The sequence below is a fragment of the Spiroplasma endosymbiont of Ammophila pubescens genome, from assembly GCF_964020965.1.
In the GTDB taxonomy this organism is placed as follows: Bacteria; Bacillota_I; Bacilli_A; order Mycoplasmatales; family Mycoplasmataceae; genus Spiroplasma.
The window spans coordinates 219,174-239,378 of sequence record NZ_OZ026611.1; the positions used below are offsets into that span (position 1 = coordinate 219,174).

Sequence of the window (20,205 nt, forward strand, 5' to 3'; positions counted from 1 at the left end):
ATTGGGTTTTTATAATACTAAAATAAAAAGGGAAGGAGTACGAAAAAATGATTTATACATTAACATTAAATCCCGCAATTGACCAAGTTATTGAAGTCCCTAATTTCCAGGTAGGAGAAACTAATAAAGCGATTAGTGAGTATGAGGTAATTGGTGGCAAAGGAATTAATGTTGCCGTAATGTTGCAACATTTAGGATATTCAACTACAGCATTAGGCTTTTTGGGGCGTGATAATAAGGAAATGTTTGAACATTATTTGATAGAGCAAAAGGTTGGTGCTTGTTTTCATGAAGTTAATGGTAAAAACCGAACTAATATAAAAATTAAAAGTTTAGAAATAAAACAAGAAACAGAATTAAATGGTCTTGCTTTTTCTGTTAGTGCTGATGATGTTATGGCACTGTTAACAATTCTTAAAACAGAATTAACCAAAAATGATTGTTTAATTATTTCTGGTTCATTACCACGCAATTGTCTATCTGATTTATATCAAACAATTAGTACTTATTGTGATGAAAATGAAATCTTATTTGTTGTTGATGCAACAAAGGATGTTTTATTATCAACTTTATCAGCTAAACCATTCTTAATTAAACCAAATTTAGCGGAATTAAATGAACTATTTGAAACAAATTACCAATTTACTCAAAAAACAGAAATTGTTGCTTTAGGAAAAAGATTGCAAGAACAAGGGGCACAGAATGTTTTAATTAGTAGTGGCAAGGATGGGAGCATCTTAATTACTCCAACAAATGTTTATGTTGGTAATACTGCAACAGGACAATTAATTAATTCAGTTGGCGCTGGTGATTCAATGGTTGCTGGATTTGTTGGAGCATATTTAGCAACAGATGATTATCAAGAAGCAATGTTAACTGGTATTTGTGCTGGATCAGCGACAGCATTTAGTCAAGGGATTGCTGACAAATTGTTAGTGGAAAGTTTAAAACAACAAATCAAAATTAGTACTTTTAAATAAAAAAATGTAGTATACCACACACATTTTGGAGATTGCAAGAAAATAATAAAAAATATAATTAAAATATAAAAATATTATTAAAACTGATAAATATATATAAATAAAAATTATAAAATTGACACACTAAAAATAGTTTAAATAAAACTTTATAAATTTAAAATTATTTAGTTAAATTAGTTAAAAATTCAAATGGTGTCTGAAAATTCAAAGATTTATTCACTCTTTCAAAATTATAAAAATAATAATAATCATTTATTTTATTTTGTAAACCAACTATATTCAATATTTTTTCATCAAATACAAATAACTTAGTATAATTTTGATGAAATCTTTCAATTTTACCGTTTGACTGCGGAGAACTAACGGGTGTTGTTTGATGTAAAATATTTTTATCTGTTAAAAATTGAGTAAAAGTAGTTTCTTTAACGCTACTTTTTTGATTATTCCGATGACTATTAATAAATTCAGAACCGTTATCAGTTCTAATTCGTGTTATTTTAATACCAAATATTTTTTTAAAATCACTGATTGCTCTTTTAACAGCATCAATAGCATTCTCAGTGCATAATTTATCATAAATATAACCGAATACTCCTCTCATTCTTTCATCAATAAAATCATAAACATAATACTTTTTATCAACTGGAAATTTACTTGGCATAAAATATTTAGCATCCATTTGTAATAATCCTAATTCTTTAACTTCATATCTTGGATGTTGTCTTTTAATTTCTTTAATTTTATTTTTTATTTTTAATCATCGTTTATCTTTTTTAATTCAACGAAAAAATGTTTTTAAATTTTTGGGTGCTTTATTTTTTAATTCTTCGCCATGAATTCCTTTTTTAAATTATAAAACAATGATAAAACACCACCAACACGTTTATCACAATATTCAAAATATAAATCACAGATATTTTTACGAACATCATTATTATATTGATAATTAATATTATTAGGAACTGTTGATTTTAATAATAAATCTTCAAAATTATTATTTGCATATGCAACTAAAATTTTATTCGCTCAATAATAAAAAGTTGAAAATTTATTTTTAAAATATTTTTTAATTAAGTCTTTTAATAACAACTTATTTTCAAAAAAACTCCTTACATAAATTAATATATGCAAATATTTTCTTTTTTATTCTTTTATAATATTTATTTTGATAGTTTTTACTTAAAAGATCTTGCAATTTTGCTTGTAAATCGCTTAAATTAGAATCATTAATAATATATTTCATTAATTCACCTCATTTTTTTAAAAAAATAATATAGTATAGTTATATCATTTAAATTAATTTTTATAAAACTTCAAACTTTTTTAAACAATCACAATAATAAGTAAAATATCGTTTCTAAAATATATTTAAAAATGCTTGTATATATAATGTCAATAGAATTTGATAAAAAAGGAGTAAAATATGAAAAAATGACTTAGTATTTTAGGAGCAATTGGATTAACTGCAACAAGCACAACAACATTAATTAGTTGTGAAAAACTAAATAATAATGAAAACGGCGGAGGTAATAAACCAGAACCTTGAAATCAACAACAAACACCCAAAAATAGTAATTGAAAATTAATTGAAAATAATAATAGAGAAAGTGAGTTTTCAAAACCAAATAATAAATGATATTTTTATGTTCGAATTATTGATAAATATATCTGCGAAAAAGTTTATTTTGATAGTAATTTTATAAAAAATCACAATACATACTAACAACATTTAAGATATGGAATTAATTTTCCTGTTTATCGTTGGGATGATGTTGGAGAACCACGAACACCAATAATTAATCCTAATACTAGTGAAATTACAGATTGAAAAGGTTAAAAAGGAATTTAAAAATAGTTCCTTTTTATATTAATCTTACAAATTTCATAAATATAATTAATAAGAATAAATTAGTTATTGTACTATATAATGCAGGACTAAATTTTCATACTTCGAATGTTTGATTAAAAAAATTATAAATTGTTTGAAATATTTTTCCAACACCACTCGCTAATTCGTTTACTTGTTTTATACCAGGAATATTATTAACGATTCAAATTGCCGTATTTCTGATATGACACGCTAAATTATATCAACTACAACTTTCATATTGTACTTGTCATTATTGACTATCGGGGAATAATCCATCATTATTAATTTCTTGTCAATTATAAATACCAAAATTAAAATCATAATAACGATACATATCATTATCTTTTTGTGCTTGTAATTCAAAGACATTATAACCGATTTTTTGTTCTTCCATTTTTTTATATTTTAAACCATATTTGTTTTTTAAAGTGCCTTCAAAAACATAACCCTCATTTTGATTAATATTATAATTATTTGCAACGGAAAAATCATAATTAAATACATCTCCATAATTTGTATTATAAAATCGATTTTTATAAGCAGAATACATCTTAAAATCTAATGATTTATATTTATCAGAAAAATAAAAATATCGTGGATAAATTTTAAAACCATTATTTGCTAATAAACCATATTTTTTATTATATCCTTGTGCATAAGTATTATTTTCTAAATCAAAAATTGTTCGTAAATAATCTTTATAAAAATTTTTCGAAACTGTAAACATACTATTTAATAATTTTTCAAATTGATTTTTATTAATATTATTTTCATCAATTAAAACATCTTTAAAATTAATTAATTTTAAACCAAAAAAGTTAATCAAAACAGTATCATATTGTAAATTATCAATATAACCAATTTCTATAAAATTACTCCGATTTTGAAACACCGGCACCAAAGCATACGCAAAAAATGCTTTTAAAAATTTATTAATATCAATTTGTTCTTTCATTTTTTCATAATATTTAATATTTCCATTTTCTAAATATGAATTAGTATTTCCATCAAAATTAAATATGTTATCTTTATCTTGCATAAAAGTAAACAAAAAACCTAATTTATCCTTTTGATTTTTAACAGGTTCATCTGCATATTTTCAATTATGAAATAATTCTAAACTGCCAGCAATAATGTTATTATTTTTATCAATCGTTGAAATCATCTGATAAATTGATTTAAAACTATTTTTTCATAAACTTTCATCAACAATTTCAAAATCAAAAATTATTCTTTGTGTTCCAACAATAGAACTTTCATAATCAGGGTTACCACCTTGCTGAACTCTAATATTTTCTTGAATAATAACATCTAAATTTAATAAAATCAGTTTCATTAATACCAGTTTCTACACTCCGCTTTGTTCTTGCTTTTTCTTCTGTTTGTTGTGATTGATGGTTTTGTTGTAATGTCATTGCCCCTAACGAGAAAAAAGAAATCAATAAAATTGGTATAAACGAAAATAATACTAAAAACTTACGCATTATTTTTTACCAACTTATTTTTATGATTTTCTTTTATTAATTTGATAATTTCATTAAATAAATAACCATAAAAATAATGAATTATTAAGATATATCACAATATATCAAATCATAAACCATAAATTATATAAAAATTTATACCAGCATATTTCTCTTTTAATTCTTCAATCGTTGAAACTGTATCTAAAATACATACAAGCGTTAACGAAAAACTTATAATAAGATATAAAATTAAATCAACCCAAGAAATAAATAAACCATTTTGTTTCTTTTCTTTTTTATTTTCTACATTACTTTTCATAAATTTAACTCCTAACTATAGAATGTTTTTGAAACAATAAACCCAATAATATATAAACTTGATATTGTTAACATTAACGGATGACTAAATAAAATCGCCATTTTATCAAAAATAGATAATAACCAAGTATCAGAATTATATAAATCCATAATAATATTTTTTGCTGATGTCAACTGATTAATAATAACTGTAATAAAACCAGTACCAAATATAGCGATTGCCGCAACTAATAAAACTAACTTAATCATATAAAATCAACTCCTTACTTATTTTTTTATTCTTTTAGTGCTATGAATTCTTTTAAATCCCTGTTCTATTGTTTTTACTTGTCTTGCTAAACTTGATAACTGTTGTTTATTGCGACTAACTTTAAATTGTTTTCGTTCTTTAATATGTTTTTGTAAACCTTGTTTAGTACTAGAAACACCCCGAACAGTAGCACCGTATAGTTTAGAACTATTAATAATACCGCTTTTAACTGTTGAACCTAAATCGTTATAATTAGTTGATGTTCCGTGAATTGCATAAATAGATAATTTAATAACCATAAAAAAGATTAAAAAATAAGCAATTGTTATATTTGACATTGGTAATTTAGTATTTCAAATAACATCAAAAACAAATAAAAAAGTATCAAAAATAAAACTAAAAATCTTATTTCAATTATCGTTATTAACGCTTTCACTTAATAAATTACTCATTTTTTATTTTTCCTTTCTCTTTTCTTGCTTTTAAATTTTCTTTCAAAATATCAATATCAAACAATTCTAAGCGTTGTTTATTGTTTAATTTTGATATATCTTTTCAAAAGTATTCTTTTTTATTAATAACTTCATCATTTTTTAAATCACGAACAAATGATAATCAATGACTATCATATTTATTGGCAAATTCAAGCGGAATAATTATCTTAAAAAACCGAATTCCTAATCCAACATCCAACTTATGTTTTGCTCTTTTACCTTCTGCTGTTCGTTCTACTGATTTTGTTTTTCAAATTTCATAATCTGTAATATCTTGGAAAATACCAATTCGCATAACAAAACTACGATTAAAAATATTACCTAATTTTGACTTAACGGATTTTTTCAATGAAATAGGAATAATAATACCACTTGCTAAATGACGAATATTATTTCACATCATACCTTCACGCTGTACAGTAAAAATCGATCTATTTTTAAAATGTCTTGCTAAAACAATTCACACACTTTTACCACCATGAACTTTTTTAACTTCGTGAGGACTAGTTCCATCAATATATAAAAAACTCTCATCAAACAAAAATAAACTATCATCAGGTGGGACTAATTTAGTTCTATCAGTAAAATCTAAATTATTAAAAGTTAAAAGTTTTATTGCATCATCTTCAATTGGATAATTACTATAAATTTTATTCGTTAAAAGTTTCATAACTTGTGATAGAAAAGTTAAAAGCAATGTTTTACCAGTTCCTAATTTACCAATAATTACGGATAATGGATTATCTCAAATAAAGTAAACTAAACGAAAGACATTTAACTGATAAAAAACATTTTTTTAAACTCACCAAACAAAATATACACATTGTAAAACAAATAATAATCAAAATACTAAACCAGTAAAATTTAAAGAAATTATTCAAAGTAATAAATCAATTAAACTAAACAAAACCATTGAACCACTAATATAACAAAAATTTATTAGAAAAAATACAAATTTTTTCATTATTTAAAATACCCAACTATTTTAAAAATCATTCACAATAAGAACCAAGTTAAAAACAAAATTACAATTCAAACACCAATCATCAAAGTTAAATATTCATTTTGTGTTAAATTCCACATTGTAATACTTTCAACATTTGTTTTATTTATAAATAAAAAGACATGAATAAAAAACTCTTTTAATTTTTCTCAATCATTTTGCATCTTTAAAAACTCCACATTTTCTGAATAAGTTTAAAAAACATTCCAAAAAATAAAATGAAAATAACACAAACGATATAACATATAAAAATTCTGGGGCATTAGAACCAATTATATAACTAACAAATTGAACTCAATAATTATATAAACTCATTATCTAATTCTTCCAAATCGCGAATTAATTGTTCTACTTTTTCGTCATTTCAATTTATTAAATTATTGCTGTTATTTGTTTTTACTTTTTTAGGTTCATTTTGAAATAATGCTTTATGCATAAGCGTAAAATAGTTATGTTTATATTGACTATACAAATCAATTATTTCTGTTCCAGTTAAAAATTTTCAATCGTGTTGTTTTAAATTTTCATCATATTTTACAATACGATAAGAATTATCATAAATTAAACCGATTGCTACTTGATCTGAATGTTTTTCACTAGGATAAATAAATTTATTACTCAATCAAAAACCAATATGGCGATTATGATTAGGTAAATTTATAAAACTTGCTTTATCTGTTTCAAAAGGAATAAGTTCCTTGCTAATAAAATAATTTTCTATATTTTGATTTTTCTTAACAAAACTACTCAATTTTTTCAACTTCTTTATAACAATTTAAACAATAAAATTCATCAAATCGTAATCTTTTCATATCATTAAAACAAGTTTCACATTTATATTCAAAATAATTAATCATTACTTATCATCTCCTAACTAAATGTTTGTTTAATAAACAATGTTATATTTAATGTTTATATATTGTTTATTTATTGATAAAAACATTGATTATTAACAATGTTATACATAATGCTAATATATTGCTTATTTAATGTTTAATAAACAATGTTATTAACAATATTAAATATATAAAATAGTAAAAATTGGCACACTGAAAAATACTATTAAGTTTTAAAATAATAGTTATATAAAATAAATTAATAAAAAATAAATAAAATAGTGTGCCTTAATTTTGTTTAAAATAACTTAAAATATAGTGTTATATTCTATTAAAATCCTTTAACCATATGACGGAAAAAGTTTAATATCTTAATAATAATAAATAATCCAAATGGAATTAAAATAATTCACGCATCACCTAAAAAGATCATTAACTGCGGTAAAATACCATATACAGCATCTTTAACTTTCATCATTGCTTGTCCCAAACCGCTTCAAATAGAATCCATTCCAGTCCTAAAAGTAACTGCATCTGCTAAAAAATTAATTATTTTCTATCCTCCTTGTCTTCAATTTCTTTTTTTCTTTTTTCTTACCTTGAATTTGTCTAACTTTTTGATAAATTGATAAACCAATTCACGCAAAAATACCTAACAAAATCAAAATACTAAATATTCATGTTAATCATACTGGCATGATATAACTCCTTTCAATAAATTAAAAAATTGAAATTTGCAAACTCGCTCCGCTCGTTGTCGCTTTGCTCCACTTAAAAAACATTATTGAATAAATTATCCGCTAATAAATTACGCGGAATAATTTATTCTTTTACTTTTTAATTTCAATATCTTTTGCAATCTTATTGACAATATTAATAACAATATCTTTTCCATACTTTTTCACTAACGACCGCAAAATAAAATATTGTTTTGTTTGCATAATTTCAACTCCTTATTTAAAATATTAATAAAATTTATTTCTAAAACTGTAAATACCACAAAAGTACAAAATGTATGTGGTTTCTATAATTTTTTTATTTTATGTCATATTGTTCATTGCTGTTACAATTATGGTTTATGCCTAAAATATATATTTTTAAATCTTGTTAATGAATATTTATGATATCAAAAATTGTTGGAATTGAGAATTTTACTTTCCTAAGATCAATTATAATACTTCTTTGGAGAGTATAAAATGGAATCTTTTTTCTTGAAAATTGTATAGTTTGGCAAATTACGCTTTATTTACGATAAAGTTAAAATGAAAATCTTTTCCTTAATGGTAAAATAAAGAAAAATTTACTTTAAAGTAGGAGGATTTTATGGCAATTATTTTAGAAGTCAAAGCTATTAGAAAAAAATACCATCAAAAATTTGTTTTAAAAGATGTTAATTTAATAATCCATCAACATGAAAAAATTGGTTTAATTGGTGCTAATGAAAGTGGTAAAACAACATTAAGCGAGATTATTGCTGGTGTGCGAAAGCCTAATAATGGTGAAATTATTTATCAACCAAATTTAACCATTGGAATGCAGTTTCAAAATTCCCAATATCCACCTGGGTTAATAATAATGGATATGATTAAATATTATTGTAAAGTATTTCAGTTATCTTTCTAGCAGGATGAAATTAAACAATTAATTATCACTTATCAGTTAACAGAAGTTGCTAAAAAAAAGATTGTTAAATTATCAGGAGGTCAGCAACAGCGATTAAACATTTTATTGTCAGTTATTTATCATCCACAATTAGTAATTTTGGATGAAGTTTCAACTGGCTTAGATATTGCAGTTAAAGAAACTATTTTTCAATTTTTAGAACAAAATATTATTATTAATCAACGAGCAATGTTGCTCGTATCACACAATATGGAAGAAATTGAACGTTTTTGTGAGCGGGTTATCTATTTATCAGCAGGAAAAATTAAAGCTGATTTAGCAGTAACTTATATTCTTCAAAAGTATGGTAGTGTTTTTAACTATACAAAAGAGATGTTTGAAAATGAACAAAATAAAGACTCTTTTAATTAAAAGAGTCTTTATTTTTATTAGCACTTTGATTGTAGTCTTCGGTAATTGCGTTAGCCGCCTTAATCTTATTTTCTAAATTTGGATGAATTTTTAATAAATTTCGAAAAATGATATCAGATATTAAAATTTGAACAATTTTAGAAGATAATGCTGTAAAATGCTCATTTTCTTTTGTATGAATTTCAAATAAAATTTTATGTTTAATTTTATATAATTGATCAATGTTAGGAATATTAGTAACTAAAGCCACATCAATGTTCAGCTTATTTGCTAAATTAATAATATTAACAACTTCATTTGTCTTTCCTGATTTACTAAAAATAATAATTAAATCATCGGGTTCGGCATTTGAAAGAGTAACCATTAACGAATGAATGTTTTCTGTTGTATAACAGTTATAACCAATCATATTAAGGTTACTATGTAAAACCCGGCAAGAAAGAAAAGATGCACCAATGCCAAAGGCGAAAATTCGCTTTTTAATAACAATATCATTAATTAGGTGGTCTAAGACTTCTAAATCAATATTGTCAATTGTTTCATGGATACTATAAGAATAATAGACACGCATATTGTTAGCGATATCTTTTAAATTCATGGTTTCATTAGTTTCGTAATTTTTGTTTAGAAAATTTAATCGTTCATAAATATGCATTTATAATTCTTTAATATTTTTAAATCATAAGTGTTTTGCCATTCGGGTAATAGTTGATTCACTAACATAGTAAGCTTTTGCTAATTCAGTTATTGTTTTACTAGTAAATAACACAGGATTTTGAATAATTTGTTCAATAACTGATAGTTCAGTATCAGTCAAAGTATTTTTATCATATGTTAACAGAGACAACATAGAAACTCCTTTCATCAACCGCACCATGAAAATTATTTTCATAATATCAACTAATTCTATTTTACAACATATTATGCGAATAATAAAGTGGAAAATAATTTGTTAATTTAATAAAAAATGCAAATTATGAATATTTTTCAATAAAATTATTCTATAATGTAATTATAAAATAATGAAAATTTATATAAAAATCCAAATGTAAGCAAGTTATTTTAATAGAAAGAGTAAAAAAAGACAATGATGTTAAGTTTATCGCCACAACATATTACCTATTTATCAATTTTAATTTTTGGAATTATCGTGGGGACAATATTGTTAATTATTTGAATTTTCCAAAAGAAACGATTAGCTAATAGCGAATATTATTATGCTAAAAATAATAAAAATTTAGATTTATGAAATTATATTAAACGTAATATTGCGTTATATAGTTCTTTTTTTGTTATGTTATTAGTATTTCCGTTCTTTTTTATTGGTTTTATAAAATTATCATTATTTTAAAAAAATGAAAAAACTTTGCTTTGTAGTAATTAACCTAACTTTAAGTTAGTTAAATTCTATAATTATTTAGGAAATATTAATTTATTATTTTAAAAGGAGAAATCAAAAATGAGTGAGAAAGCCAAGCTTAAACCTTTTATGTCAAAGGCTTGATGAAAACAATCAAATCAAAGGACAATGGGACTTTAAGTAAATTAAGTAAAGCATTTCTATTACCAATTGCTGGAATCTTCTTAGGAGTTGGTGCGACTATTTCATCAAAAGTTGATTCTGCTTCAGCAGCTTGATACTTTGGAAATTTTTTAAATAAAATGGGAGATATTGCCTTTGGCAATTTGCCAGTATTATTTTGTATTTCTGTTGCAATGGCCTATACGGATGATGCTGGAGTAGCAGCATTGACTTCAGTGGTCGGGTTTTTAGTTTTTAATGCAATTCAGTTGTCATTATTAAATGAGGCATATGCTCATATTCAATATGTTGTTAATATTGAGGGGGTGCTTCACCAATTATGGAATTAACTGTTGATGGTGTAACATCAGCCAGTCCAACTTTACTAACGGGTGAACAATTATTGGAATGAATGAGAACCAGTGATATTTATAAAGAATTAGTGAAAGGGAATGTTACTGTCACAATTGTTAGTTCAGCACGAGTAACTGATCAATTTAACTTGTTATTTTACACTTGTCAAATATGAGCAGTTCAAAATAAATTATTAACTTCTAATTTAGGAATTAATTCATTAAATACTGGTATTTTTGTTGGAGCGATTGCGGCTTTCGCTTATAATCGTTTTCATAAAACACAATTACCTTCAGCGTTAAGTTTTTTTAGTGGGACAAAATTAGTTCCAATTATTATGTTTATAGCAGTAATTCCATTAGCTTTTATTTTTATGATTATTTGACCATTAATTGGAACTGGGCTAGCATGATTTGGAAATAACTCAGGAAAATTACCAGTAGGGTTAGATTCTTTAATCTTTGAGATTTTTAAGCGATCATTAGTGCTATTTGGGTTACATCATGTGTTTTATTCACCATTATGATGAACACAAACCGGGGGAAGTATGGCAGATTTAATCGCTAATGTTTCAAAAGACTCTTTAAGTTATATGGCTTTCCTTAAAGATTTACAAGGAGCTGGTTATATTGATGCTAATATTGATTTAAGTACAATTACAGTTGGAGAAGCACAAGCAGCAATTACTAGTTGAGTATCAGAACTAAATGCTTCAACAATAGCAGCAGTTGGTGATCAAACAATTATATATAAAGTTATTGCTGATCCAAAAATTACCTTTACAATAATTCAACATATTGGGTTAAATTTAGGACGATTCCAAACTGGGAAGTTCCCATTTATGATGTTTGGATTACCAGCAGCAGGAATGTACTTTAGTGTTCCAAAAGAAAATCGAAAACAAGTAATGGGAATTTACTTTTCAGCAGCCTTTACTTGCTTCTTAACAGGAATTACAGAACCAATTGAATTTACTTTCTTATTTGTAGCACCATGGTTATTTTATGGTGTTCATATGCCATTATGTGCAATTTCATTTATGTTAATGGGATTATTACATGTGCATACATCAATGACCGTTTCAGATGGATTTATTGACTTTATTGTCTTCGATATTATTCCATTTGTTGGTGGAAAAGAAACAAACTTCTATTGAATTTTTGTAGTTGGAATTCCATATATTGGAATTTATTTTGCAGCTTTCTATTTAGCAATTAAATATGGGAAAGTTCAAATTCCTGGTCGTGATGGTATCACAAAACTATATACTAAAGCTGATTTTAAAGCAAAAAAAGGTACTAATGAAACAACTTCATCAACACCAGCGAAGGGTGCAAATGGTGATGCGGCAAAAAGAGAAAAAGCACGTAAAATTATTGAATTTTTAGGTGGTGCTGATAATATTACGGCAGTTGACTCATGTGCTTCACGTTTACGAATTACAGTTGTTGATAGTAAACTTGTCAATCAAGATGGAATTAAAGGGTTAGGTGGCAGCACCGGAATGCTTATTCGTGGTCAATCGGTTCAAATTATTTATGGTGGAGAACAAGAAGTAATTAAACCGTATATGTGTGAATTATTAGCTGAAATGCGTAATAATAAAGAGACAGCAAATTTAAATTCAAAACAGGGTTAAAATTAAATAGATATCAAAAAAAACATTAATTTTTTAATTAATGTTTTTTTGTCTATTTTAACAAATGCTATTTTGTGATAAAATTATAATATATAAAAATGGAGTGGAAAATAATGACATCAATTTTTGGATATCCAAAAGAGGAATTACAATTAGATTTAGTTACGCATGGTTTTAAGAAGTATTTAGCAGAGCAAATCTTTGATTGAATATATGTCAAAAACATATATTCTTTTTATGAAATGACAAATATTTCTAAAACTGATCGTAATAAATTACAAGAATACTATACGATTGAGCCATTAAAAATTGTTGTTCAACAACAGTCAAAAGATGGAACAGTAAAGTTTTTGTTTCAGTTAGCAGATGGTTATAAAATTGAAACAGTTTTAATGGCTCAAAGTTATGGTAATTCTGTTTGTGTTACAACACAAGTTGGTTGTAATATGGCATGCACTTTTTGTGCCTCAGGACTATTAAAAAAAACCCGGAATTTATCAACTGCCGAAATTGTTCAACAAGTTATGATGGTTAATCGTTATTTAGCAACAACAAATGAACGTGTAAGCCATGTTGTTGTAATGGGAATTGGCGAACCATTTGATAATTTTGATAATACGCTTAAGTTTGTCAACATTATTAATGACTCAAAAGGTTATCAAATTGGTGCGCGCCATATTACAATTTCTACTTGTGGGTTAGTTCCAAAAATTAAACAATTTGCAGAATTAAAGACCCAAGTTAATTTAGCAATTTCATTACATGCTCCAAATAATGCGATTCGTAATCAATTAATGCCAATTAATAAAACTTATCCAGTAGAAAAATTAATGGATGCAGTTCGTTATTATATTGAGTTAACTAATCGGCGTGTTACTTTTGAGTATATTTTAATTGAGAATGTTAATGATAGTCGTGAAACAGCATTAGAATTAGCAAAGTTAATTCGAGGATTAAATGCTTATGTTAATTTAATTCCTTATAATACAGTTGCAGAAAATGGGTATCAACGCAGTACAAAAATTAATCAATTTTTTGAAACTTTACAACAGCAAAAAATTAATTGTATTGTTCGTCGTGAATTTGGGCACGATATTGATGCTGCTTGTGGTCAATTACGAGCTAAAAATAAAGGGATTATTAGAAAATAATTATGCAAATACGGTTTGGATACAAAACTGATATTGGTGTTTATCGTAGTAGTAATCAAGATTACTTTGATTTTGCCAATAATAGTTTTAACAATTATATTGCCATTGTTTGTGATGGGATGGGTGGTCATCAACATGGCGAAGTTGCCAGTAAAATGGCTGTTGATAGTTTAGTGGAACATTTTAAACGGACAAATTTTAATCATTTGTCCGATGAAGAAATTAATAAATGGTTTCGTCAAACAATTTTAGCAATTCAACAGGAAATGGTTACTTATGCTCAAATTTATGCTGATACAAGTGATATGGGAACAACAGTTGTTGCTGCCTTAATTGCTAATGGAAAAGTATATGTTATTAATATTGGTGATTCACGGTTATATAAATTACATCATGATAAAATTTATCAAATTACTACTGACCAAAATATGGAAAATTCAACAGAATATCGAGAAAAACAAGAATTAGAATTTCAAGGTCAATATAAAAAACAATATAATATGCATACTTTTTGAAAAGTATTAACAAGTGCTTTAGGACCAACAAAGAATTTAAAAATTGATACTTATGTTATTGAAGATATTAAAGGACAGTATTTATTAACCACCGATGGAATTCATGATTATGTTGATGAAATTGATTTAATTGAAACATTAAAATCAACAAATAAATTAAACGATAAGGTTAAAATTTTAATTGATCGGGCATTAGAAAATCTATCAACTGATAATTTAACCGGAATTGTTTTTGAAATAACAGATTAAAGCACTGTTATTTTTATTTGTTGTTTTTTTCTTCTTAGTTTTTTGTGTTATGATGTTTACAAGTTAAAATAATAAGGTAAAAGGGTGCAGAAAATGGAACAAATCACAATTGGAACAGTGTTACACAATCGTTATCAGGTTTTAGCTAAAATTGCAGATGGTGGTATGGCTGAAGTTTTTGAAGGATATGATATGTTATTAAAGCGGCATGTTGCAATTAAAATTATGACATTAACATTATCAAAAAATAAAGAAGCAGTAGAACGTTTTAATAAAGAATATAATTCAATTGCGCAGTTTTCCCATAATAATGTGGTTAAAGTTTATGGTTCATTTCAGGCGTATGATCGTCATTGTTTAGTTTTGGAATTAGTTAAAGGTTATACTTTGAAAGATCGTTTACTAACATTAGGTCCTTGCACTGTTAAAGAATTATTATATTTTTTTGATGAAATTAATTTAGCTATTACGGAAGCTCATCATAATGATATTATTCATCGTGATATTAAACCAGAAAATATTTTGATTTCATATGATGGTAAAATCAAGGTTGCTGATTTTGGGGTTGCAATTTTAGAAAATAGTGAAGATTTAGAATGTGGCAAAATCATTGGAACATCAAAATATATGGCACCAGAAATTGTCCAATCAAAACCAGCAACAAAACGCAGTGATATTTATGCTTTAGGCATTATGTTATATGAGTTAGCTGTTGGGATGGCTCCTTTTGTTGGAAAAAATCCAACTTTTGTTGCAGTTAAACATGTTAAAGAATTGCCACTACGACCACGGTTAGTAAATCCCTTAATTCCACAAAGTTTAGAAAATGTTATTTTAAAAGCAATTGCGAAAGATCCTAGTGAGCGGTTTCAAACAGTAGTAAATTTTAATACTAGTTTACAAGCAATTGAAACATCAGAACATCGCTCGGAAAAACCTTTAAAGTTATCAAATATGTTTGAAGTAAAAGGTAAGCAGTGTAAGCTTTATGATCGGTATTGTTCTTATCCATGATTTTTAAGAATTAATGTTGCTTGATGATTTAGTTTCTTACTAGTTTGTTTCATTATTGCCTTAGTTTGTCTTTGCTTGTTTTTACCAGGGTAGAATAATATGCATCAAACAGGAATGATTATTCGCATTGTTAGCGAGTTTTGTTATGTTAAAAATGATATTGACCATCAAATTTATGCTTGCAAAGCAAAAGGATTATTTCGTCATCAAGAAATTAAACCAGTTGTTGGTGATTATGTTCAATTTGAAATTCAAAATGACAAGCAAGGAATTATTTATCAAATTGAACCGCGTAAAAATGAATTATACCGGCCACGAATTGCTAATGTTGATCAAGTTATTATTATTACAGCAATGGAAGAACCGGCTTTTAATTCATATTTATTAAATAAATATTTAGCATTTATTGAATACAAAAGTTTAAAACCAGTTATTGTTTTTACTAAAAAAGATTTAGTGAAAACAGATGAACTTTATCAAAAATATTTTAACTTATATCGAAAGTTAGGTTATGAAGTTTATTTTATTAGTAATAAAAAAGATGATAAAAAAGTATGACAACAATTTGAACAACTTTTTCAGAATAAAATCACAGTGTTAACTGGGCAAACTGGTAGTGGGAAATCATCAACTCTAAATACGCTATTACAAGAAGAGATAATTAAAACGCAAGAAATTTCTAAAGCATTAGGCCGCGGAAAACATACAACGACGGCTAGTGCATTATATGAGTTATTAGATGGAATGATTGCTGATACACCAGGTTTTTCAACATTTGATTTAAGAGATTATGAAAAAGGAGGATTAGCCCGCTCTTATCATTTATTTAATCAATATGCTAATGAATGTAAGTTTCGAACTTGCTTGCATTTACATGAGCCACATTGCAAAATAAAAGCATTAGTTCAAGCAGATGTTATTCCACAATTTTTTTATAATGATTATGTTCGCATTATGCAAGAACAATAGAAAGAGGTAATGATGAAAAAATATTTTGTTGCACCAAGTGTTTTAAGTGCAAATTATTTAATCCTACAAGAAGAGTTAGCAGCAATTAAGAAAGCAGGTGCTCAATGAATTCATTTTGATGTAATGGATGGTGATTTTGTACCAAATTTAACTTTTGGTCCAAAGATTTTAGCTGATATTACTAGTTATAGCGATTTATATCTTGATTGTCACTTAATGGTTAAAATTAAAAATAGTAGTGTTGAAAATTACCTGCTGCCCTTTATTAAAGCAGGTGCATCAGCAATTACTTTGCATTATGAAGCATTAACTGAACCACAATTAACTGAATTTTTAAGTTTACGAACAAAATTAAACATAAAAATTGCGTTAGCAATTAAACCATCAACTCCAGTTGAAATTATTTACCCGTATTTAAATCGTCTTGACTTAGTCTTAGTAATGACAGTAGAACCTGGTTTTGGTGGTCAATCTTTTATTCCAGCAGCAGCAGCAAAGATTAAAATTTTACGACATTATCTTGATCAAAATAATGGCAAAACACTAATTGAAGTTGATGGGGGAATTAATGCTGAAACTGCAACCCTTTGTAAACAATATGGGGTTGATGTGTTAGTAGCGGGTAGTTATTTATTTGGCCATGTTGATTTAGCAGCAAGGTTGAAAGGATTATTAGCAGATGAAAGCAAATAAAGTTTTAATTGTTTGTTCAGAAACAAATTTAGATTTACAGCAGTATCAAGATTATTATAAAATTGGTGTGGAACGAGGTGTCTTAGATTTAATTAAAACTTTTGATACTTTTGATCTTTTTTGTTGTGACCAAGATAGTTTAACAACAACAGAAGCAAAACTAATTACTAGTAAAGTAAAAGAGTTATTAATAGTTTCCCAAATTAAAGATTATATTGATGGTGAATTAGCCTTACAAGAAGCGTTAAAATTAAAACCACAAGAAATTATTTTTATTGCACAAGGTAATCGCTTTGATATGGAGTTGAGTTGTTTTAACTTTATTTATCGCTATAATATTATTTTTATGAATGATAATACTTATGCTTATTTATTAAAACCAGGAATGAATGAAGTTTATCAAAAGGCAGGTTATCGTTATTTTTCATTATTTAGTTTGCAAGCAGCAACTGTGACAATTAGTAATTTAAAATATAATGCTAACCAATTAAAATTGTCAGAATTATCGCCTAATGCAGTTAGTAATGAATTTCTTACGTCAGTCGGGAATATTGATGTTTTAACAGGACAAGTTGTTGCAATTTATAGTAAATAAAAATCGGTTTTTAAAACCGATTATTTTTTGCTTTAAAATTTGGTACCCATGATCGGGCTCGAACCGATACGAATTTCTTCGGTAGATTTTGAGTCTACTGCGTCTGCCAATTCCGCCACATGGGCATTTGTATATTTTTAATTTTATCGTATTTTAGAGAAAAAGGAAGCATAAATTTTAAAATTTATGCTTCCTTTTTTATTATTTTGTGACTGTGTCCTTGAACTTTATTTATTGCGCAATTTGACCTTTACGCTTTAATGTTTTTAAAGTTCTTGTTGCAACACGTAATGTTTTAACTTCACCATCAACAACAATGCTTACTTTTTGTAAATTAACATTTCATTTACGACGAGTTGCATTTAACGCGTGTGAACGTTTGTTTCCTTGTAAAGCGCTTTTACCAGTAATTTCACATTTTCTTGCCATAATTTCACTCCTTTATATCTACATACTATAAAATAATAACTAATTTTTAAATTAAAAGCAAGTATAAATATAATTTTTATGAAAACCTTTAGTTTTTGCTAAATTTAAATTAAAAAACGAATAAAACTATTGTTAAGAGTGTCATCCATCTTTATCTTATCTTGAATTTTCTTCAACTTGTGTTACCTGTTCTGGTTGATTTTCTTGTTGGTTCATATTTTTTACTTGTTTGTTAATTGTAATAATACTCTTTTTTTGTAAATCTGTTAAATGTGGTTTGGGAAGAACAGGTGGTTTGCTTTTTTGATTGCTTGTGCTTGAATCGCATTTGGTCCTGGTTGTGATTCTAAATTTAATAATTCTTGATTAGATAATTTTAAACGTGGTGGTTTTGCAATTGGATTTATTTTTGATTTAGGTAAATATCATTGGGTATTTTTTTTGTGCATCAATTATTGCTTTGTCTGTATTTAATACAAAGTTATTAAGTTTAGTTATTAAATTTTGATAAGTACCACGAATTGTTTCAATAATTTCTTTTCCATTTGAAATAATTTCTTCATTTTTATGTTGAAAATAAGGAAAAATTACTTCTTTGTATAATTAATTTGCAACATTTTTAATATCTGATAATTCTTCTAAATTTATTGTTTCTTTTAGATTTTTATCTTTTTTTATTATTTTAAAATATTTATTTTCTAACTTGTTAAAATCTTTTAATAATGTTTTAAAATCACTATCCACTTTATCTAAATTAAATAAAAATTTTATTTTGTTCATATGTTTACACCTTTTTTATTTTACAGTAACGTTATTTACTAATTAAAATAATCATACACTACTTATATAATAACTCATTTTATTAAAAAATAATATTTTTTATAATATCGTAAGTTATTTTATAATTGAAAATTGTTTAGTTACTTAGTATTTAGTAAATATTTTACTTAATGATTGAATTTTAAAAGGTGGTAATTAACTTTAATTTATAGTAAGATTACATCTAGGAGGGAAAATATTATGATTGAAATGACAGTACGAAAAACAAGTGAACAAGGGAATAATCATTATTCTTTTACTCAAACTTTATCATTTGATAATACAATTGGAGGAAAACGTAATCAAGAATCATTAAACCATAGTATTGCTCATGCAATAGCTTCTTTAAGAGTACAACATGGATTTTCTTGAGAGGATATTAATGAATGTATTAAAATTAAAAATGTTTCAGAAAAAAAAGAAATTAATACAAAAGACTTTGTTTTAAAATATCAAGAATTAATATTAGCGGAAGAGAAGACATTAGAGAAACTTGTTAGTCCTAGTCATATGTTAACAAATATTGATTATTTTTTTAAATAATTTTAAATGGAAAAGACAACGAAAAGTTAATAATTTAATTAAGAAAATATAATAAATTTATTGCTTTATTATATTTTCTAGTTATAATTAATAATGTTAATTTAGTTTAGTGGTGATTTTTATGATTGAAAAAATTAATGTAGCTAAAATTGCAGATTTAGTTCATGCAGCAGTAATTACAGTTCCTGGGGTCGCTGGATTCGCAAAGGTTGATGATACTGAAAATAATGAAGATAATGTGATAATGCTACTTAAAGATTACTCACAGTCAATTAAATTGAGACAAGATGGTCGTAATTTTTATATAGATATCTTTATTATTTTGCTAGAAGGAGTAAATATTAAAGATATTGCCCGAGAAATACAAATTAGGATTAAATATGAATTAGAAAAACTGGATATTTATTCGAACGATATTATGATTTATGTTAATGTAAATATTCAAGACTTATTAATTTAGGT

The 20,205-nt window shown here is 25.8% G+C and carries 28 protein-coding genes, 1 tRNA gene and 4 pseudogenes; 14 read left to right on the forward strand and 19 right to left on the reverse strand.

The window, feature by feature from the left end; genetic code table 4:
• Positions 1-47: 47 nt before the first annotated feature.
• Positions 48-980, forward strand: a complete 933-nt coding sequence (gene pfkB / locus ABNT63_RS01310; protein WP_348736094.1) for a 1-phosphofructokinase — start codon at positions 48-50, stop codon at positions 978-980.
• A 160-nt stretch (positions 981-1,140) separates the two neighbouring features.
• Here the strand turns inward: pfkB and ABNT63_RS01315 are convergent, their stop codons facing one another.
• The 3 genes from ABNT63_RS01315 to ABNT63_RS01325 all read right to left on the reverse strand — a co-directional run bounded on the left by ABNT63_RS01315 (position 1,141) and on the right by ABNT63_RS01325 (position 2,223).
• The gene (locus ABNT63_RS01315; RefSeq protein WP_348736095.1) at positions 1,141-1,659 is read right to left on the reverse strand and encodes a DDE-type integrase/transposase/recombinase; all 519 of its coding nucleotides are present in this window, start codon (positions 1,657-1,659) and stop codon (positions 1,141-1,143) included.
• Between the two features lie 140 nt (positions 1,660-1,799).
• Complete coding sequence (locus ABNT63_RS01320; RefSeq protein ID WP_348736096.1) at positions 1,800-2,069, reverse strand: hypothetical protein; 270 nt, start codon at positions 2,067-2,069, stop codon at positions 1,800-1,802.
• A 1-nt stretch (position 2,070) separates the two neighbouring features.
• Positions 2,071-2,223: a hypothetical protein gene (locus ABNT63_RS01325; RefSeq protein ID WP_348736097.1), complete on the reverse strand. Its 153-nt coding sequence runs from the start codon at positions 2,221-2,223 to the stop codon at positions 2,071-2,073.
• Between the two features lie 180 nt (positions 2,224-2,403).
• On the opposite strand from ABNT63_RS01325, the gene ABNT63_RS01330 reads away from it, so the two are divergent.
• Positions 2,404-2,703: a lipoprotein gene (locus tag ABNT63_RS01330; protein WP_348736098.1), complete on the forward strand. Its 300-nt coding sequence runs from the start codon at positions 2,404-2,406 to the stop codon at positions 2,701-2,703.
• Positions 2,704-2,842: 139 nt separating this feature from the next.
• On the opposite strand, the pseudogene ABNT63_RS01335 reads toward ABNT63_RS01330, so the two are convergent.
• The 10 genes and pseudogenes from ABNT63_RS01335 to ABNT63_RS01380 form a co-directional block, all read right to left on the reverse strand.
• A pseudogene (locus ABNT63_RS01335) lies at positions 2,843-4,156 on the reverse strand (spiroplasma phage ORF1-like family protein); the annotation flags it as partial.
• Entirely contained in the window at positions 4,137-4,334 is a 198-nt protein-coding gene (locus tag ABNT63_RS01340; protein ID WP_348736099.1) for a hypothetical protein, read from the reverse strand. The pseudogene ABNT63_RS01335 and the gene ABNT63_RS01340, both read right to left, overlap by 20 nt.
• Positions 4,327-4,635 (reverse strand): hypothetical protein, encoded by a 309-nt coding sequence (locus ABNT63_RS01345; protein WP_348735630.1) that lies wholly within the window; start codon positions 4,633-4,635, stop codon positions 4,327-4,329. The genes ABNT63_RS01340 and ABNT63_RS01345 overlap by 8 nt, the downstream gene beginning before the upstream one ends.
• Before the next feature lie 11 nt (positions 4,636-4,646).
• Positions 4,647-4,883, reverse strand: a complete 237-nt coding sequence (locus ABNT63_RS01350) for a hypothetical protein (RefSeq protein ID WP_348736100.1) — start codon at positions 4,881-4,883, stop codon at positions 4,647-4,649.
• Between the two features lie 18 nt (positions 4,884-4,901).
• Positions 4,902-5,336 carry a hypothetical protein gene (locus ABNT63_RS01355; protein WP_348736101.1) on the reverse strand — a complete coding sequence of 145 codons (435 nt, stop codon included), beginning with the start codon at positions 5,334-5,336 and terminating at the stop codon, positions 4,902-4,904.
• Positions 5,329-6,342 (reverse strand): annotated as a pseudogene (locus ABNT63_RS01360) (hypothetical protein). The gene ABNT63_RS01355 and the pseudogene ABNT63_RS01360 overlap by 8 nt, the downstream one beginning before the upstream one ends.
• Positions 6,342-6,545 carry a DUF2649 family protein gene (locus ABNT63_RS01365; protein ID WP_348735627.1) on the reverse strand — a complete coding sequence of 68 codons (204 nt, stop codon included), beginning with the start codon at positions 6,543-6,545 and terminating at the stop codon, positions 6,342-6,344. Before ABNT63_RS01365 ends, ABNT63_RS01360 begins: the two are co-directional and overlap by 1 nt.
• Before the next feature lie 137 nt (positions 6,546-6,682).
• Positions 6,683-7,132: a DUF3627 domain-containing protein gene (locus tag ABNT63_RS01370; RefSeq protein ID WP_348736102.1), complete on the reverse strand. Its 450-nt coding sequence runs from the start codon at positions 7,130-7,132 to the stop codon at positions 6,683-6,685.
• Between the two features lie 416 nt (positions 7,133-7,548).
• On the reverse strand, positions 7,549-7,728 hold the full coding sequence (locus ABNT63_RS01375; RefSeq protein ID WP_348736103.1) for a hypothetical protein: 180 nt from the start codon (positions 7,726-7,728) through the stop codon (positions 7,549-7,551).
• A 34-nt stretch (positions 7,729-7,762) separates the two neighbouring features.
• On the reverse strand, positions 7,763-7,915 hold the full coding sequence (locus ABNT63_RS01380) for a hypothetical protein (RefSeq protein ID WP_348736104.1): 153 nt from the start codon (positions 7,913-7,915) through the stop codon (positions 7,763-7,765).
• Positions 7,916-8,540: 625 nt separating this feature from the next.
• Between ABNT63_RS01380 and ABNT63_RS01385 the strand changes: the two are divergent.
• Positions 8,541-8,930, forward strand: a pseudogene (locus ABNT63_RS01385) (ATP-binding cassette domain-containing protein); the annotation flags it as partial.
• A gap of 15 nt (positions 8,931-8,945) precedes the next feature.
• Entirely contained in the window at positions 8,946-9,251 is a 306-nt protein-coding gene (locus tag ABNT63_RS01390; RefSeq protein WP_348737208.1) for a hypothetical protein, read from the forward strand.
• Here ABNT63_RS01390 and ABNT63_RS01395 read toward each other — a convergent pair.
• Together ABNT63_RS01395 and ABNT63_RS01400 are read right to left on the reverse strand one after the other, a co-directional pair.
• Complete coding sequence (locus tag ABNT63_RS01395; protein ID WP_348736105.1) at positions 9,244-9,849, reverse strand: MurR/RpiR family transcriptional regulator; 606 nt, start codon at positions 9,847-9,849, stop codon at positions 9,244-9,246. The genes ABNT63_RS01390 and ABNT63_RS01395 overlap by 8 nt on opposite strands.
• A gap of 57 nt (positions 9,850-9,906) precedes the next feature.
• Entirely contained in the window at positions 9,907-10,098 is a 192-nt protein-coding gene (locus ABNT63_RS01400; RefSeq protein ID WP_348736106.1) for a hypothetical protein, read from the reverse strand.
• 240 nt (positions 10,099-10,338) lie between these two features.
• Here ABNT63_RS01400 and ABNT63_RS01405 point away from each other — a divergent pair, with 240 nt between their 5' ends.
• From ABNT63_RS01405 to ABNT63_RS01445, 8 genes and pseudogenes are all read left to right on the forward strand, one after another.
• The gene (locus tag ABNT63_RS01405) at positions 10,339-10,602 is read left to right on the forward strand and encodes a hypothetical protein (protein WP_348736107.1); all 264 of its coding nucleotides are present in this window, start codon (positions 10,339-10,341) and stop codon (positions 10,600-10,602) included.
• 108 nt (positions 10,603-10,710) lie between these two features.
• A pseudogene (locus ABNT63_RS01415) lies at positions 10,711-12,766 on the forward strand (PTS transporter subunit EIIC).
• A 113-nt stretch (positions 12,767-12,879) separates the two neighbouring features.
• Positions 12,880-13,917: a 23S rRNA (adenine(2503)-C(2))-methyltransferase RlmN gene (gene rlmN / locus ABNT63_RS01420; protein ID WP_348736109.1), complete on the forward strand. Its 1,038-nt coding sequence runs from the start codon at positions 12,880-12,882 to the stop codon at positions 13,915-13,917.
• A 2-nt stretch (positions 13,918-13,919) separates the two neighbouring features.
• On the forward strand, positions 13,920-14,681 hold the full coding sequence (locus ABNT63_RS01425; RefSeq protein WP_348736110.1) for a PP2C family protein-serine/threonine phosphatase: 762 nt from the start codon (positions 13,920-13,922) through the stop codon (positions 14,679-14,681).
• 93 nt (positions 14,682-14,774) lie between these two features.
• Positions 14,775-15,788, forward strand: a complete 1,014-nt coding sequence (locus ABNT63_RS01430; RefSeq protein WP_348736111.1) for a protein kinase domain-containing protein — start codon at positions 14,775-14,777, stop codon at positions 15,786-15,788.
• Positions 15,789-15,794: 6 nt separating this feature from the next.
• A complete protein-coding gene (gene rsgA / locus ABNT63_RS01435) occupies positions 15,795-16,664 on the forward strand; it encodes a ribosome small subunit-dependent GTPase A (RefSeq protein ID WP_348736112.1) in 870 nt (289 codons plus the stop codon).
• A 12-nt stretch (positions 16,665-16,676) separates the two neighbouring features.
• Complete coding sequence (gene rpe / locus ABNT63_RS01440; RefSeq protein ID WP_348736113.1) at positions 16,677-17,357, forward strand: ribulose-phosphate 3-epimerase; 681 nt, start codon at positions 16,677-16,679, stop codon at positions 17,355-17,357.
• Positions 17,344-17,952 carry a thiamine diphosphokinase gene (locus ABNT63_RS01445; protein ID WP_348736114.1) on the forward strand — a complete coding sequence of 203 codons (609 nt, stop codon included), beginning with the start codon at positions 17,344-17,346 and terminating at the stop codon, positions 17,950-17,952. The genes rpe and ABNT63_RS01445 overlap by 14 nt, the downstream gene beginning before the upstream one ends.
• Before the next feature lie 40 nt (positions 17,953-17,992).
• On the opposite strand, the gene ABNT63_RS01450 is transcribed toward ABNT63_RS01445, so the two are convergent.
• The 4 genes from ABNT63_RS01450 to ABNT63_RS01465 form a co-directional block, all read right to left on the reverse strand.
• Positions 17,993-18,077, reverse strand: a tRNA-Leu gene (locus tag ABNT63_RS01450).
• A gap of 106 nt (positions 18,078-18,183) precedes the next feature.
• A complete protein-coding gene (rpmB, locus tag ABNT63_RS01455) occupies positions 18,184-18,381 on the reverse strand; it encodes a 50S ribosomal protein L28 (RefSeq protein ID WP_338991668.1) in 198 nt (65 codons plus the stop codon).
• 266 nt (positions 18,382-18,647) lie between these two features.
• Positions 18,648-18,830, reverse strand: coding sequence for a hypothetical protein (locus ABNT63_RS01460; protein WP_348736115.1), 183 nt, complete (start codon positions 18,828-18,830; stop codon positions 18,648-18,650).
• A gap of 154 nt (positions 18,831-18,984) precedes the next feature.
• Positions 18,985-19,161 carry a hypothetical protein gene (locus tag ABNT63_RS01465; RefSeq protein WP_348736116.1) on the reverse strand — a complete coding sequence of 59 codons (177 nt, stop codon included), beginning with the start codon at positions 19,159-19,161 and terminating at the stop codon, positions 18,985-18,987.
• 240 nt (positions 19,162-19,401) lie between these two features.
• On the opposite strand from ABNT63_RS01465, the gene ABNT63_RS01470 reads away from it, so the two are divergent.
• Both ABNT63_RS01470 and ABNT63_RS01475 read left to right on the forward strand, forming a co-directional pair.
• Entirely contained in the window at positions 19,402-19,743 is a 342-nt protein-coding gene (locus ABNT63_RS01470) for a hypothetical protein (RefSeq protein ID WP_348736117.1), read from the forward strand.
• A 109-nt stretch (positions 19,744-19,852) separates the two neighbouring features.
• Positions 19,853-20,203, forward strand: coding sequence for an Asp23/Gls24 family envelope stress response protein (locus tag ABNT63_RS01475; protein ID WP_348736118.1), 351 nt, complete (start codon positions 19,853-19,855; stop codon positions 20,201-20,203).
• The last annotated feature ends 2 nt before the right edge of the window (positions 20,204-20,205 follow it).